This is a genomic window from Pseudomonas sp. B14-6, from assembly GCF_013260315.1.
GTDB classification, from domain to species: domain Bacteria; phylum Pseudomonadota; class Gammaproteobacteria; order Pseudomonadales; family Pseudomonadaceae; genus Aquipseudomonas; species Aquipseudomonas mandelii.
On sequence record NZ_CP053929.1, the window covers coordinates 6,716,011 to 6,730,913 of the forward strand.

At 62.0% G+C, this 14,903-nt stretch carries 8 protein-coding genes and 1 pseudogene; 5 read left to right on the forward strand and 4 right to left on the reverse strand.

Features of this window, described 5'->3' with window-relative positions; genetic code table 11:
- The first annotated feature begins 114 nt into the window (after nt 1-114).
- Nucleotides 115-1,557, forward strand: a complete 1,443-nt coding sequence (locus HP062_RS30570; protein ID WP_172792500.1) for a mechanosensitive ion channel domain-containing protein — start codon at nt 115-117, stop codon at nt 1,555-1,557.
- Nucleotides 1,558-1,730: 173 nt separating this feature from the next.
- Complete coding sequence (locus HP062_RS30575; RefSeq protein ID WP_077748887.1) at nt 1,731-2,171, forward strand: carboxymuconolactone decarboxylase family protein; 441 nt, start codon at nt 1,731-1,733, stop codon at nt 2,169-2,171.
- Here the strand turns inward: HP062_RS30575 and HP062_RS30580 are convergent.
- Both HP062_RS30580 and HP062_RS30585 read right to left on the reverse strand, forming a co-directional pair.
- Nucleotides 2,172-3,763: pseudogene (locus tag HP062_RS30580) on the reverse strand (DHA2 family efflux MFS transporter permease subunit). It abuts the gene before it with no gap.
- The gene (locus HP062_RS30585) at nt 3,760-4,881 is read right to left on the reverse strand and encodes an HlyD family secretion protein (RefSeq protein ID WP_172792501.1); all 1,122 of its coding nucleotides are present in this window, start codon (nt 4,879-4,881) and stop codon (nt 3,760-3,762) included. Before HP062_RS30585 ends, HP062_RS30580 begins: the two are co-directional and overlap by 4 nt.
- Before the next feature lie 252 nt (nt 4,882-5,133).
- Between HP062_RS30585 and HP062_RS30590 the strand changes: the two genes are divergently transcribed.
- Nucleotides 5,134-6,861 carry a ShlB/FhaC/HecB family hemolysin secretion/activation protein gene (locus HP062_RS30590; protein WP_172792502.1) on the forward strand — a complete coding sequence of 576 codons (1,728 nt, stop codon included), beginning with the start codon at nt 5,134-5,136 and terminating at the stop codon, nt 6,859-6,861.
- Nucleotides 6,862-6,966: 105 nt separating this feature from the next.
- Nucleotides 6,967-11,478 carry a hemagglutinin repeat-containing protein gene (locus HP062_RS30595; RefSeq protein WP_172792503.1) on the forward strand — a complete coding sequence of 1,504 codons (4,512 nt, stop codon included), beginning with the start codon at nt 6,967-6,969 and terminating at the stop codon, nt 11,476-11,478.
- Between the two features lie 125 nt (nt 11,479-11,603).
- On the opposite strand, the gene HP062_RS30600 is transcribed toward HP062_RS30595, so the two are convergent.
- Nucleotides 11,604-12,785: an acetyl-CoA C-acyltransferase family protein gene (locus HP062_RS30600; protein ID WP_172792504.1), complete on the reverse strand. Its 1,182-nt coding sequence runs from the start codon at nt 12,783-12,785 to the stop codon at nt 11,604-11,606.
- Complete coding sequence (locus HP062_RS30605; protein ID WP_172792505.1) at nt 12,782-13,564, reverse strand: enoyl-CoA hydratase; 783 nt, start codon at nt 13,562-13,564, stop codon at nt 12,782-12,784. The genes HP062_RS30600 and HP062_RS30605 overlap by 4 nt, the downstream gene beginning before the upstream one ends.
- A 228-nt stretch (nt 13,565-13,792) precedes the next feature.
- Here HP062_RS30605 and HP062_RS30610 point away from each other — a divergent pair, with 228 nt between their 5' ends.
- Nucleotides 13,793-14,896 carry a polyamine ABC transporter substrate-binding protein gene (locus tag HP062_RS30610; RefSeq protein ID WP_010458502.1) on the forward strand — a complete coding sequence of 368 codons (1,104 nt, stop codon included), beginning with the start codon at nt 13,793-13,795 and terminating at the stop codon, nt 14,894-14,896.
- Nucleotides 14,897-14,903: the final 7 nt, after the last annotated feature.

The following is a 14,903-nucleotide window of genomic DNA, read 5'->3' on the forward strand; positions in this document are numbered from 1 at the left end:
CTCATTGTCTTGACGCTGGGCTGTGCCAACACTCATCCCGCAGTTTTTTGAGGTGTTATCAGATCCGCATTTACTCCTACACTGTGCCCATCCGTACATGGCTGGAGTTGTTTGATGCTGTCACTGCTTACCAATCACCCCTTGATCAGCGCGCTGGTCCTGATCCTGATTGATCTCGGCTTGTGGCGCTTGATCAGTGCCAACGGCAGCAACTGGAAACTGGTCGTGCGGCTGGTGATTTTTGCGCTGTTCAGTGTCTTGTTGTTCAACGAAGGCATGAACCCGCTGGAGCCGGCACCCTGGGCCGATAACGTACCGCTGCACCTGGCGGCCACGGGGTTGCAGATCGGCTGGTGGCTGTTCGGCGCGCGCACCCTGACGGTGTTGATCGGTGCAGTGATGATGCAACGGGTCGGGCACACGGGGCGGTTGCTGCAGGATCTGCTCGGTGCGGTGATCTTTCTGATCGCCGTCATCGCCGCCCTGGCCTATGTGCTCGAACTGCCGGTCAAAGGCGTGCTCGCGACCTCCGGTGCGTTGGCGATCATCGTCGGCCTGGCCTTGCAAAGCACCCTCAGCGATGTGTTCTCCGGGATCGTCCTCAACACCACCAAACCCTATCAACTGGATGACTGGATCTCCATCGACGGCACCGAAGGCCGGGTCACCGACATCGATTGGCGCGCCACGCGCCTGCAAACGTCCCAGGGCAGCATGGTGGTGATTCCCAACTCGCTGGCGGCCAAGGCCAAGATCATCAATTTCAGCCGGCCGAGCGATATGTTCGGCGTCTCGATCAGCCTGCAACTGAGCCCGCACGCGCGCCCGCAAACGGTGCTCGACGCGTTGGAGCGGGCGATGCAGGGTTGCCGTTATCTGCTGAGCAAACCGGCGCCAAGTGTGGCGTTGAAAGGCTCCAGTGCCAGTGGCGTGGAGTACGAAATCAGTGGCTTCGTGGTCTCCATGGATCAGAAACGCATGGTCCGCAATCTGCTGTTCGACCTGGCGTACCGGCACTTGCAGGCGTCTGGTGTCAGCCTGTTGTCGAGCGTCGAATCCAACGCGCCTGCCGTCCTGTCACGGCCACGGGCGTTGCTGGACAGTTCGAACATTTTCTCGACCCTGCGTCAGGAAGAGAAAGACACCTTCAGCCAGAACATGATCCTGCAAACCTTCCGCGCCGGTGACATGATCCTGCCGGCGGGTGAGGTCAGCGATCACCTGTTCATCATCGAATCGGGTGTGGTCTCGGTGCAGTTGAGCCGGGGCGGGGTCAAGTTCGAATCCGGGCGCATGGGCCCGGGCGAGGTGATCGGCGAGGGCGGGATTTTGTCCGATACCGCGCTGCCGGCGGAGTTCAGCGCCAAGACCGCCTGCAGCTTGTATCGCATCGAGAAGGACTACCTCAAACCGTGCCTGGATGCGCGTCATGACATCAGCGAAGCGATGACGGCGTTGCTGGATTTCCGCTTGCACAAGGCGCAGGCCCTGACCCAGGAAGTGCCGAAGGTGGTGGAGAAGAAAGGGTTTTTGCGCTGGTTGCGCAGTCGGGCGTAGGGATCTTCGGGGATGAGCACTGCGCGGTTCGTGAGCAGGCAAACCGCGTTTCAGCTCGCCAATCCATCATCGGCACATCCAATGGTCTCCTTGACTTTGGTGATATTGGTTATTTGTGAGAGGGGTGTGGGGGATTAACTTGGCTCCACCCCCATTTGGTATTGGAGTCCACCATGAAACCTCGCCTCGATTTCTACACCGCGTCCCCTGACGCACTCAAAGCCATGATCGCGCTGGAAGGCGCGGTTTCGAAGCTGCCGCTGGAAAAGACCCTGATCGAACTGGTCAAGCTGCGCACCTCGCAAATCAACGGCTGCGCCTTCTGCCTGGACATGCACAGCGCCGATGCGCGCAAGGGCGGTGAAGACGAGCGCCGTCTGTACACACTGTCGGCCTGGCGGGAAACGCCGTTCTTCACCCCGCGTGAACGTGCGGCGCTGGCGTGGACCGAGTCCCTGACGCTGCTGAGCCAGACTCACGCGCCGGATGAGGACTACGAACTGGCGGCGTCCGAGTTCAGCCCGAAGGAATTGGTCGACCTGACCGTGGCCATTACCACCATCAACGCCTGGAATCGCCTGGCGGTGGGTTTCCGCAAAATGCCTCAAGCCTGATCAGTGAGCGTCTGCTGACGGCGCGGCCGGTGGCTGCACCTTGCGCATCAAGGGCACCATCGCCGTGGCAATGATGAAGCACACCATAATCATCAGAAAGGCGTCGCCGTAGGTCTGGGTCTGGGCTTCGCGGTAGGTCAGCAGCCAGAGTTGATGCAGGCTGGCGGTGACGCCGGCGTCGCCGCTCTGGCCGAGGGCGGCGAAGTTATTGCCGACCTGGGACAGCCATTGGTTCAGCGCTTCGTTGGTGCTGTTGAGGTTTTCCGCCAACCGGGTGAAGTGCAGGTTGGTGCGGTCGTTGAGGATGGTCGCACACGCGGCAATGCCGATGGCGCCCCCAGGTTTCGCATCAGGTTGAACAGCCCCGAGGCATGTTTGAGCCGTGCCGGCGCCAGTCCGCCGAGGGTCAATGTCACCGCTGGCGGTACGGCCAGTTGCTGGGCGATTCCGCGCAAGGCTTGCGGCAGCATCAGTTCTTTGGCCCCCCAGTCATGGGTGATCGGGCTGAAATCCCACATCGACAGCGCGAACAGACCAAGGCCGCTCATCATGATCCAGCGCAGGTCGATGCGATTGGCCAGAAAGGCGTACAGCGGAATCGCCATGATCTGGAACACTCCGGTGGAGAAAACTGCCAGACCAATGTCCAGCGCACCGTAGCCGCGCACCCGGCCGAGGAACAGCGGCGTCAGGTAAATGGTGGCAAACAGGCCGATCCCGGTGACGAACGAGAAGAAACAACCGAGGGCGAAGTTGCGGTCCTTCAAGGCGCGCAAATCGACGATCGGGTTGGCCACATGCAAGGTTCGCCCGATGAAAGCCAGGCCGGCCAGGCCACTGATCCATGCCGTGGTCAAAATTGTGCTGTCGCTGAACCAGTTCCAGCGCGGACCTTCTTCGAGGGTGTATTCCAGGCAACCGAGAAACAGCGCCATGAACACCATGCTCAAGTAGTCGGCGCCCTTGAGCAGCGACAGTTCCGGCTGGTCGATTTTCACCAGCATCGGCACTGCCACCGCGACGAAAATCCCCGGCACCAGGTTGATGTAGAACAGCCAGTGCCAGGATGAAATGTCGGTGATCCAGCCACCAATCACCGGCCCCAGGGTCGGTGCCAGCGAAGCCACTGCGCCGATGGTCGCGGCCGCGATCACCCGTTGTTTGCCGGTGAAGAAAAAGAACGCGGTGGTGAATACCAGCGGGATCATCGAACCACCGAGAAAGCCTTGCAGGGCACGGAAGGCGATCATGCTCTGGATGTTCCAGGCCGCGCCGCAGAGCAGGCTGGCCAAGGTGAATCCCACCGCAGAAGCGCAAAACAGCCAGCGCGTCGAGAACACCCGCGACAGCCAGCCCGACAGCGGGATCACGATGATTTCGGCAATCAGGTAACTGGTTTGCACCCACGCCGTTTCATCGGTGCCGGCCGAGAGTCCGCCGCCGATGTCACGCAGCGAAGCGGAGACGATCTGGATATCCAGCAGCGCGATGAACATGCCGATACACATGGAGGCAAAGGCGAAAACCTTGGTCGCCGTCGCCATGTTCGCGGCATTGAACGGTTGCGCGGGGGCGGCGAGGGCGCGGCTCATGGCGCGCGGGCCACGGCCGGGGTTGCAGATTCCTTGCGAGTGTCCACTTCGGCGGTGACCGACAGGCCCGGACGCAGGTGGCCGAGCACGCCATCGGCCGGATCAAGCACGATGCGCACCGGCACCCGCTGAACGATTTTAGTGAAGTTGCCGGTGGCGTTTTCCGGCGGCAGCACGCTGAACTGTGAGCCACTGGCCGGCGCGAGGCTGTCCAGATGACCATGAAACGCCTGCCCGGAAAGCACGTCGGCATGAATGACCACCCGCTGCCCCGGATTCATGCGCGCCAGTTGATCTTCCTTGAAGTTGGCATCGACCCACAGACCACTGGACGGTACCACCGACAGCAGTTGCGAACCGGCCTGGGCATAAGCGCCGACCCGCGCCCGACGATTGCCGATTACGCCGTCCACTGGGGCCTTCAGTTCGGTGTAATCCACGTTCAGTTGCGCCAGATCACGTTCGGCGTGGGCCTGCATCAGCGCGGCACGGGCCTGCTGCTTTTGCGTTGCGATCACGTTGAGCTGCCGCTGCGCCGCCAGCAGTTCGGCCTGGGCCCTCGAACTGAGGGCCTGAGCCGTTTTGAACGTCGCGTCGGCGCGTTGGGCGCTTTCCACCGAGACCGCATTACTGCCAACCAGTTTTTTGTAGCGCGCATTGTCGTCCCGTGAGCGAGCGGTTTCGGCGCCGGCGGCATCGATGCCGGCGCGGGCCTGGCCGATCACCGCGTGTTGCAGTTGTTCGGTGGCGTCGAGGTTGGCCAGCAACGCTTCTTCGGCGGCCACCGCGCCGTCGGCCCTGGCCAGGTTGGCGCGGTAGTCACGGGCGTCGAGGCGGATCAGCACGTCGCCGGCCTTGACCTTCTGATTGTCGGTGACCAGCACTTCTTCGATGTACCGCGCGACTTTCGGGCCGATCACTGTCACGTCGCCGCCAATATAGGCATCGTCGGTTTCTTCAATGAAACGCCCGGTGGTCCACCAATGCGTCGCGTACAACCCGGCAAACACCAGGGCAGCGATGGCCGCCGTCAGCAAGATCAACCGTTTGAGCAGGGGAGACTTGGGTGTGCTCACCGGGACAGCGACGTCGGGTTCGAGGCTGGGCATGCTGGTCATTGAGTGAATACCTATGGGAAGCGGGTCTTTATTACGCGTGTAATATGACGTAGGTAATATTTTGTGGCAAATGATTTCTGTTGCCAGTCGTCAGGGCGATGACAGCGGGAACGAACAGGAACGACAAGGAAACCAATTGTTTAAGAAATGTAAGCGGTGTAGGACGCGTCTTGCATTTGCGTAGGAACGATCTGACTATCACTCGCATTGATGGGGTGGCATTAAGCCATTTGATGATGACAGGGATGTTGAGTGCCGTATTCGTTTCGCGTTGTGCCTCGCCGTTGTTGCTCGCCTTGCACGCTGTTGTTGGCTTCGTTGTTGAGCCTGAGTGCTTCTACACTCCAGGCGGCAGAGCCCTCCGCCCCAGGCCAGGAAGTGCTGCGCCAGCAACAACAGCAACAGCGCGATCTGCAACAGCTGCAACTGGAGCAGCGTCGCCGGCAACTGGAGCGCGGCAGCTTTGGTCCTGCGCCAGTCGCGCCGGCCGTCCCCGCCAGTGTGCCCGCCGATGAACGCTGCTGGCCCCTAAATGGCACGCGTGTCGGTGGCGTCACCCTGATCAGCAGCAAGACCCTCGACGAGCGGATCAAGCCGCAACTGTCGTCGTGCATGGGCGTCGGCCAGATCAACCATCTGCTGGCGACCATCACCGGCCTGTATGTGGACGCGGGGTACATCGCCAGTCGGCCGTACCTGCGCAGCGCTCCGGTCGCCGGGCAATCGCTGGATATCGTGGTCGATGAAGGTTACGTCGAGTCCATCGAACTGGCCGACCAGCGCCTGCCGGTGTCCCTCGGTGGCGCCTTCCCCGGAATGCTCGGCAAGCCGCTGTACCTGCGCGATCTTGAGCAAGGCCTGGATCAGTTGAACCGCTTGCGTTCGCTTGACCTGACGGCCGATATAGCCCCCGGCTCGCAGCCCGGCGCCTCGCGGATCATCCTGCGTTCGCGCAGCAGCGGCCAGTCTCGCTGGGCGTTGGGCCTGGGCGTCGACAACCTCGGCAGCGCCAGCACCGGGCGTGATCGCGACACCCTGAGCCTGAGCCTCGACAGTCCGCTGGAGCTCAATGACGCCCTCAACGTGAGTGCCAGTGACACCCTCAATCGGGGCGATCGCTACAGCCGCAACGCCAGCGTTTACTACGCCATTCCCTACGGTTACTGGACCTACAGCGTATTCGCCAGCCATGCCGAATACCGCGCGCCGTTCAAGCTCAGTACCCTGAAATTCCACAGCAGCGGCATCACCGACCAGCTCAGCGTGCGCGCCGACGGGGTGTTGTGGCGCGATCAGAGCCATCAGTTCAGCGCCAACCTGCAACTGGCCCACAAGGACGTCGACAGTTATCTGGAGAACATTCGCCTCGGTATCCAGAGCCCGACCCTGACCGTGGCCGAAGCCGGTTTGAGCCTGTTCTGGCTCAACAGCGCCGTGTGGAACCTGGACGTCAATTACGCCCAGGGCCTGCGCTGGTTCGGTGCCGATGACGATGCCCAGCGCCAGGTCAACGACCTGCCCAAGGCGCAGTTTCGCAAGTACCGCGCCGGTCTCAGCCAATGGCGAAACGGCCAGTTTGGTCAGCAGACATGGCAGTGGCAAAGCCAGTTGAACATTCAGTACAGCCCCGATCCGCTGCCGGCCATCGAACAACTGCTCGGCACCGATGATTCCGCCGTGCGCGGTTACCGGGTCAACAGTGCGTCCGGTGCCAGCGGCGCGATCTGGCGCAACACCTTGCGCCTGCCGTTGCGCAGCGATTGGCCGGTGCAAGTCACTCCGCGCCTGGGGCTGGACAACGGCTGGATCAAGGCCGACCACGGCTCCCAGGGGCAACGCCTGAGCGGGGCCAGCGCCGGGGTCAACCTGAGCTGGAAAAACCTGCAAGTGGACGTCGATTACCAACGCAGCCTCAACACCCCCAGCGGTTTAAGGCATGAGCCAGAAACCTGGCTGATGCGCGTGGGGTTGCAGATATGACCACCGACTCACCCGACACACATTCAGCCGTCGGACCTGTGCGCGACAGCCTCGGCAATCATCCCAACGCGCAACGTGATGCCGCACTTTTATTGAGAGGTTCCTATGCCTGAACAAACATTTGCGTTCCATCTTTCCCCTCGGGGAAAACTGCGCTGGGCGATTGCCAGCCTGTTCCTGTTTGCCCATCTGCCAAACGCCCTCGCGGGTGGCGTGGTGGTCGCACCGGGCCCCGGCGGCACCGCACAACTGCAAACCCAGGGCGGCGTGCCGATCGTCAATATCGTTGCACCCAACGGCTCGGGCCTGTCGCATAACCAGTTCCTCGATTACAACGTCGATCGACAGGGCCTGGTGTTGAACAACGCCTTGCAGGCCGGGCAATCCCAACTCGCCGGGCAACTGGCCGCCAACCCGCAGCTCCAGGGCCAGGCCGCGAGCGTGATCCTCAACGAAGTGGTCAGCCGCAACGCCTCGGCCATCAACGGTGCCCAGGAAATCTTCGGCCGCGCCGCCGATTATGTGTTGGCCAACCCCAACGGCATCTCGGTGAACGGCGGCAGTTTCATCAACACACCGAACGCCAATCTGGTGGTCGGCCGTCCCGAATTGAACGACGGCAAGCTGCAAGCCCTGAGCACCCGTGAGGCCACCGGGACGTTGCAGATTCAGGGCGCGGGCCTGCAAAACCGTGAGGGCTCGATCAACCTGATCGCCCCGCGCATCGACAGCCAGGGCAACGTCAACGCTCGGGATCAACTGAACCTCACCGTCGGCCGAAATCAGGTGGATTACGCCTCGGGCCAGGTGAAAACCGTGGACCCGGCCGGCAACACCACCGACCACCGCATCGACGCCAGCCTGTTTGGCGCCATGCAAGCGGGGCGCATCAACATCGTCAGCACCGCTGAGGGCGCCGGCGTGCGGGTCGGGCCGGTGCAGGTCGCGGGTCGCGAGGGCGTGCAGATTCGCTCGGCAGGGGATTTGAGCATCAGCGGCCAAGCCGTCCCCGACAGCCTTGAGGTAATCCGGGCAGGCGTTCGCAGCAGCCAGGGTGACGTCCGCTTGCACAGCAGCAAGGACCTGACCCTGGCCGCCGCCGACGTCAGTGGCCGCGACGTCAAACTCGACGCCGGACGCAACTTGACCTTGAGCACCGTCGAAAGCCGCCGTCTCCAGGAGACGCGCGAAAACTGGAACAACAGCACCATCGGCATCACCTGGGAAACCTACGACCGCACGCAGACCGACAGCGATTCACGCCAGCACGGCAGCCAGATTCTCGCCAGCCGCGACGCGCAATTGTCGTCCGCGGGTGACACTGAACTGAAAGCGGCCAAGGTCAAAGCGGCGAACAATCTGAGCGTGCAAAGCGGCGGCGATCTACGCCTGAGCGCCGCCACCGAAAGCCACACCCAGACCGATCAGGGCAACCACCGCAAACACTTGTGGAAAGCCGATTGGAACACCAGCAGCGAAGAGCAGCGCAGCATCACCAGCCACTTGGAGGGCGGCAACATCGCCCTGCAGACCGCCGCGTTATTGCGTTCCGAAGGGGCTGAGTTGAGCAGCGCCGCTGACATCCACCTCGCGGGCAAACAGGTGGAAATCACCAGTGCCAGCCGCACTCAGCGCACCAGCGACAACCGTTACTCGGGCGATCTGGTGGGCGGCGGTTTCTTTGGCAAGACCGGCGACGCCGATCAGGGCAAGACCCAGAACCAGGGCAGCAAAATCAACGCGGCCGGCAAGTTGATCGTCAAGGCGGACGACGTGCGGATCAGCGGCAGCCAGGTGCGCGGCGGCACCGAATCGAGCGTCATCAGCGACAAGGGTTCGCTGGTGATCGATGGCGTACAGGACACTTCTCACACCAACAGCCACGACAAGGACAGCAAGTTCTTCGGCATCACCAAGGACGAAACCCGGCAGAACGCCAAGGACAGCAGCACGGTGCGCAGCGAGCTGACCTCGGACAGCAACCTTAGGCTCAAGAGCGCCAAGGACATTGAGGTGGCCGGTTCCACGGTCAAGGCTGGCGGCAACCTGAGTGCAGACGCGGCGGGGGATGTGAAGGTGCATTCCGCGCAAGACACTCGCGACAGCAGCACAACCACCGAGACGCGTGGCTTCGATGCCTACGCCAGGGAAAACAGCCCGGACGCCGGGCAGTATCGTGCCGGTGTGCATTACGAAGACAAGCAGAGAACCGTGACCGGCAACGACATCAAGCAGCAGGGCTCAAGCCTCAGCGGCGGCACTGTGCAACTGGCGGCGGGCGGCGACCTGACGCTCAAAGGCGCCGAGGTCAACGCCACACACGGCGACGCGACGCTGACCGGCAAGAACGTCTCGCTGCTGGCCGAGCAGAACAGCCACAGCACCTCGACCGATAAAACCAGCACCAGCGGCGGCTTCTACTACACCGGCGGCCTCGACCGCGCCGGCAGTGGCATCGATTTCGCGCACACCTCCTCGCAAGACACCACTGGCACAACCACCGCGCAAACCAGCAGCGTGCAGAGCAGCGGCAACCTGAACATCAACACCGGCAAACTGACCACCGAAGGCACGCGTCTGGATGCCGGCAAAGGCCTGAATGTCGCTGCCGTCGAGGTGGACAATCGCGCTGCGCACAACACCGACAGCAGCACCCACAAAGACAGCAACTGGTCAGCGGACATCGGCGCCAACGTCGAGTACAAGGACATCGCCCGGCCGATCGCCGGAGCGGTCAAGGATGTGCTGGCCGGCAAGGTGCCGGACAAGGATGCGCTGGCCAACCTCGGTCAACCCAACGTCGGCATCGACGTTGCGATCGGTCATCAGAGCGCCAGCCATACCGAGCAAGCCAGCACCGCCGTGGTCAGCCAGTTCAAGGGCGGCACCGTGGACATGAACGTGGCCGGGACGTTGCAGGATCAGGGCGCTCAGTACCAGGCGAGCGCGGGCAAGGTCAATATCAACGCCGATACCTTGGTGGCGACCGCCGCGAATAACACCCGCCGCAGCACCGATCAGGCGCTGGACGCCAAGGCTGACGTGCGGGTCTATACCAAGACCGGTGAGGACGTGAACGTCGCCGGCAGCGGTGCGGGTGGCAGCAGCCAGACGCGCAAGGACACGTCCACCGCTGTCGTCGGCAGCTATGCCGGCAGCACAGGGGTGACCATCAACCTGCGTGGCGATGGTCAGTTCGAAGGCAGCCATTTCGATGGCGGGCAGGGCGGTGTCTCGATCAAGACCGGCGGTGACCTGGCGCTGAATCAGGCCACTGACCGCCAGAGCAACGACACCACCAGCCTACGCGGCAACGGCTCGTTGAACGTCGGCACTGCGCCGGGCACCAACGGCACCAATGTCGATCTGGGTGCGGGTTTCCAGCTCGATCACACCGGCAAACAAACCCGGGACAGCCAGGCGCAGGTGTCGAGTATTCAGGGTAAAGGTCCGGTGCTGTTGAGCAGCGGTGGCGATCAGATCCTGCAAGGGACGAAGGTCGACACGCGGGGCGGCATTGACCTGAAGGCTGGCGGCCAACTCGACCTGCAAGCGGCAACCGACACCCACACCGCGACCGGCAGCAACCTCGGCGGCGGCCTCAAGGTGGGCGGCAGCAAAACCAGCACGGAGATAAGTGCTGACCAGGGCGGCAACGTGAGCGGCAATTTCAACATCGGTCGGGTCAACGAAACGACACGGACTTTGACCGGTGGACAGCTCAACAGCCAGGGCAACATCGCCCTCGGTGGTGACGCGATCCACCTGCAAGGCACCCAGGTCAGCGCCCCGAGCGTCAGCCTCGATGCGCAGAGCGGCGGCATCCTCCAGGCGTCGGCCGAGTCCACACAGAACCGCACAAACTGGAATGTGGCACTGAATGCCGGCGGCAACCTGAGCAACAGCACACCGGTCGTCGCGGATGAAAAGCACGTCGCCACAAGTGATCACGGCTTCAATGCCGGGGCCAAGGTCGGCGTGGATTACCTGCAAGGCACGATCCAGCAGAACAGCCAGATCAAGGCTGACAACGTGGTGTTGAACAGCGTGGGTGATACTCGTCTGGCGGGTGCGCGGATTGATGCGACGACCGTCAGCGGCAAGGTCGGCGGTGACCTGAGCGTGGAAAGTCGCCAGGACAGCCAGACTAGCGCCAAGGTTGATATTGACCTCGGCCTGACAGGCAAGAAGGCTGCACCAGCCGACAAGGACAAAGTGGCCGAGAACACCAAACCGGGCGGGACTGACTACAAGCCGACACTGAAATTAGATGGCGGTTACGCGCATAAGGACAGCGTCGGCCAGGCTTCCGGTATCAGTGGCAGCCAGGGTGTGAATCTGAAGGTGGGCGGCGCCACGCAACTGAGCGGTGCACGGATTGCATCGACTGACGGCCGCGTGGGTCTCGGTGGTTCCAAAGTCACCACTGCCACCGTGAGCAACCGTGATTACGGGGTCAACGCCGGTCTGGATTTGCCTGAAAAGGCAGAAGGTGAAGCCGGTAAACCGGTCGTTACAAACCCGGGTGAGCACAGCATCAAACTCGGTCCTGTTACCCTGGGCGGTCATTACGACAGCCAATCGTTACAAGCTGGGATCGACGAGAAAAACATCTGAAACGCAAGACCTTGTGGGAGCGATTCTGCTCGCGATAGCGGCGATACAGTCGAGAACATTCTCGCCTGATACACCGCATTCGCGAGCAGGCTCGCTCCCACATTCAATCACCGTCGTTCTAACACTCAAACTCGCTCAAAAATCGCCGCAATTCCCTGACCACCGCCAATGCACATGGTCACCAGCGCATATCGCCCGTTGATGCGCTGCAGTTCGTGAATGGCTTTGGTGGCAATCATTGCGCCGGTCGCGCCCACTGGGTGACCGAGGGAAATACCCGAGCCATTCGGGTTGACCTTGGCCGGGTCTAGGTCCAGTTCCTGGCTGACCGCACAGGCCTGGGCGGCGAAGGCGATGTTGGCTTCGATCACGTCCATATCAGCCACGGTCAGGCCTGCGCGTTTGAGTGCCAGGCGCGTGGCGGGAATCGGGCCCAGGCCCATCAGTTCTGGCTCAACACCGGCTTGGGCATAGCTGACCAGGCGAGCGAGCGGGCGAAGATTGTTGACCTGCACCGCGCTGCCAGTGGCCATGACCAGTGCCGCAGCGCCGTCGTTCAGGCCCGAGGCATTGCCGGCCGTGACTGAACCGTCCTTCTTGAACGCCGGCTTCATCTGCGCGAGTTGTTCCAGGGAAGTGGAACGCGGGTGCTCGTCGATGCTGAACAGCGTCGTTTCCTTGCGGCCACGGATTTCGACCGCTGCGATCTGCTCACTGAAGTAGCCATTGGCGATGGCGAACGCCGCGCGTTTTTGATCTTCCAGGGCTAGGGCGTCTTGCATGTCGCGGGTGATGCCGTTGCGCTCGGCGATGTTTTCGGCGGTGATGCCCATATGGATGCCATGGAACGGGTCGTGCAGGATGCCCAGCATGTAGTCGATGGCCTGGACGTTGCCCATGCGCGCGCCCCAACGAGCGGACGGCATCAGGTACGGGCCACGGCTCATGGACTCGGCACCGGCGCCGATGGCAATCTCGGCGTCGCCCAGCAGCAAGGTCTGGGCCGCGCTGATGATGGCTTGCAGGCCGGAACCGCAGAGGCGGTTGACGTTGTAGGCGGGGGTTTCCTTGGGGATACCGGCGTTCATCGCGGCGACCCGGGAAATGTACGCGTCTCGGGTCTCGGTCGGGATCACGTTGCCCATCACCAGATGGCCGATTTGCGCCGGGTCCACGCCGGAGCGCTCGAGGGCGGCCTTGACGGCCGTGGTCGCCAGATCGGCCAGCGGGACATCTTTGAGCGAGCCACCAAAGGAGCCGATGGCGGTGCGTGCGGCGCTGACAACAAATACGTCTGGGGTGTTCATGAAGGCTTTCCTGTAGATGGGTTCTTTTCAGTGCTGCGATTAACCAGTGCGTTCAACGCTGCCTGCGCTTCAGGGGTGGTCAGGCGCTTGATGAACAGCAAGTTCTCCTGGCGAATGGTGGCTTGCAGTTCCAGCATGGACGTCTGCTTGAGCAGTTGCCGGGTCTGACGCAGGGATTCCTGGGGGAACGCCAGCAGGCGACGAGCCATGCGCTCGGCGGCCGCCAGGCACTGTGGCCCGTCGTCGAACAGTTCGTTGGCCAATCCACACGCGACGGCGGCGGTACCGTCCAGGCTGTCGCCCCACAGCAGCAAGCGCGCCGCCCGGGCATGACCGAGCAGGCGCGGCAGCAGCAGACTGGCGCCGAACTCCGGGCACAGGCCCAGGTTCACGAACGGCATGCGCAACCGGGCATTGCGCGTGACCAGCACCTGATCGCAATGCAGCAGCAGGGTGGTGCCGATGCCGATGGCCGCTCCGCAGACCGCCGCGATCAACGGTTTTTGCAGGTGGATCACCACGCGCATCAGGCGAAACGCCGGGCTATCCAGATCGGTCGGCGGATGCTGGAGAAAGTCCGTCAGGTCGTTGCCACTGGTAAAGCAGGTGTCGCCACCGGTGACAATGATCACGCCGATTTCAGCGTCTTCATCAGCGGCCAGCAACAGATCGGCCAGCTGCGTGTACATGCGATTATTCAGCGCGTTGAGCTTGTCGGGGCGGTCAAAGGTGAGCGTCAGTACGCCTTCGTTTCGTTCTTGTTTGATCAGGTCGTTCATGTACGTGCCCTGGGTGATCGCTATGAACGGCACTCTAAGCGCGGGACCGGCGCCGGATCTATGACAAAACCAGTCAACGAAACTGCCGCTTTTTGCCATGTCGGCCGTCGCGAGCGCCACAAACCGGCCCACACACCCATTCGGGGTATGGCGCGGTTGGCTGAATCGACCAATAGTGGATTCATCCGCTCATCCAGATCGGAACTCGCTTGATAAGGTGAATTTGCTATGCGCAAGGCCTTCTTGGTGATGCTTGGTGCGTTGATTGTGCCGCTGTCGGCAGCCGTCCACGGCGCCGAAGTGGACGATAGCCACACGCTGCGGCTGTATAACTGGGCGGATTACATTGGCGAAAAAACCATTGCCGACTTTCAGAAAGCCACCGGCATCCGGGTGATCTACGACACCTTTGATGCCTATGAAACGGTTCAGGCCAAGTTACTCACAGGTCACTCCGGCTATGACCTGGTGGTGTTGAACGCCTCCCTCGCACCACCGCTGATCAAAGCCAAAGTGTTCCAGCCGCTCGACAAAAAGTTGCTGCCAGGCTGGGCCAACCTGGACCCGAAAGTCTTGCAGGACTTGCAGGGGTTCGATGCAGGCACGCTGTACTCGGCGCCCTATACCTGGGGCAGCAATGGCATCACGTACAACGTCGACAAAATCAAGGAGCGCATGCCGGACGCGCCGATTGGCTCGTTGGCGATGATCTTCGACCCTAAAATCGTCTCGCGCTTCGCCGATTGCGGCGTGACCCTGGTCGATGCGCCCACTGAAGTCATTCCACTGGCGCTGAAGTACCTGGGGCGCGACCCGCGAAGCGCCGCGCCGGAGGACCTCAAGGCCGCCCAGGATTTGCTGCTGTCGGTCAGGCCGTACATCCGCAAGTTCGACTCGGTCAACTACCTGACCAGCCTGCCCAATGGCGATGTGTGCATGGCCATGACCTGGTCCGGCGATTACGCGACCGCCATGGCTCGCGCCGAAGAAGCCAAACTGAAGATCAAGCTGGCCTATTTCATTCCCAAGGAAGGTTCGCTGATCTGGTTCGACAACCTGTACATCCCCGCCGATGCGCCCCACGTGGCCAACGCCCACACGTTCCTCGATTACTTGATGCAGCCACAAGTCATGGCCGACGTGACGGACTTCATTCACTACGCCAACAGCAACGCGGCGGCCACACCGTTAGTGCACGCCGATGTGCGCAATAACCCGGCGATTTATCCCGATGACGAAACCCGCCAGCGGCTGTTTCCGCAAAAAACCCAGGATGCAAAAGAGATGCGTGCCATGACTCGGGTCTGGAGCACGGTGAAGAGCGGGATTTGATCGTTTA

Bases quoted from the DNA above. Each gene is read 5' to 3' on its own strand.
- HP062_RS30570 (WP_172792500.1), top strand. From the start codon at position 115: ATGCTGTCACTGCTTACCAATCACCCCTTGATCAGCGCGCTGGTCCTG.
- HP062_RS30575 (WP_077748887.1), top strand. From the start codon at position 1,731: ATGAAACCTCGCCTCGATTTCTACACCGCGTCCCCTGACGCACTCAAA.
- HP062_RS30585 (WP_172792501.1), bottom strand. From the start codon at position 4,881: ATGACCAGCATGCCCAGCCTCGAACCCGACGTCGCTGTCCCGGTGAGC.
- HP062_RS30595 (WP_172792503.1), top strand. From the start codon at position 6,967: ATGCCTGAACAAACATTTGCGTTCCATCTTTCCCCTCGGGGAAAACTG.
- HP062_RS30600 (WP_172792504.1), bottom strand. From the start codon at position 12,785: ATGAACACCCCAGACGTATTTGTTGTCAGCGCCGCACGCACCGCCATC.
- HP062_RS30605 (WP_172792505.1), bottom strand. From the start codon at position 13,564: ATGAACGACCTGATCAAACAAGAACGAAACGAAGGCGTACTGACGCTC.
- HP062_RS30610 (WP_010458502.1), top strand. From the start codon at position 13,793: ATGCGCAAGGCCTTCTTGGTGATGCTTGGTGCGTTGATTGTGCCGCTG.